Raw genomic sequence first — 654 nt, forward strand, 5'->3', positions numbered from 1 at the left:
GTCCAGCTCCTGGGTGTACCCCACCGCCCCGTGCAGCTGCAGGGCCGCCCGCGCCGCCGCGTACCCCGCCTCGCCCGCCGTCACCTTGGCCGCCGCCACCTGCGCCCCGGCGTCCGGCGCCCCCTCGGCGAGCGCGAGCGCCGCCCCGTACAGCAGCGGACGGGCGAACTCCAGCCCGATCAGCACGTCCGCGAGCCGGTGCTTGACCGCCTGGAAGGAGCCGACGGCCGTACCGAACTGGGTGCGCTGCTTCACGTACCCGACCGTGGCCCGCAGCAGCGCCTCGCCCGTGCCGAGCGCCTGCGCGGCCGTCGCGAACGACGCCCACTCGAAGGCCCGGTCCGCCGCCTCCCGCACCCGCGGGCCGGTGGCGAGCACCTTCCCGCCCGGCTCGGGCCGCCACAGCCGCCGGGCCGGATCGGCCGACACCCGGAGCTCCCCGGGACCGGGCGCGAGCCGCAACTCGTCACCGGCCACGGTGAACACGGCGTCCACGGCGTCCGCGTCCAGCGCGTACGGCCCGTGGTCCGCCGACAGCAGCGTCGCCGACGCCGCGCCCGACGCCAGCGCGGGCAGCCACTCCCCGGCCGCCGCACCGCCCACCCCGGCCAGCAGCACCCCGGCCGCGACCGCCTCCACCACCGGGCCCGGCAC

General features: G+C 79.4%; 1 protein-coding gene. It reads right to left on the bottom strand.

Features of this window, described 5'->3' with window-relative positions:
- The coding region (locus EAO76_RS43935; RefSeq protein ID WP_148841785.1) for an acyl-CoA dehydrogenase family protein at positions 1-654 on the bottom strand (654 nt) is incomplete at both ends.

This window comes from Streptomyces sp. sk2.1, from assembly GCF_008120935.1.
In the GTDB taxonomy this organism is placed as follows: Bacteria; Actinomycetota; Actinomycetes; order Streptomycetales; family Streptomycetaceae; genus Streptomyces.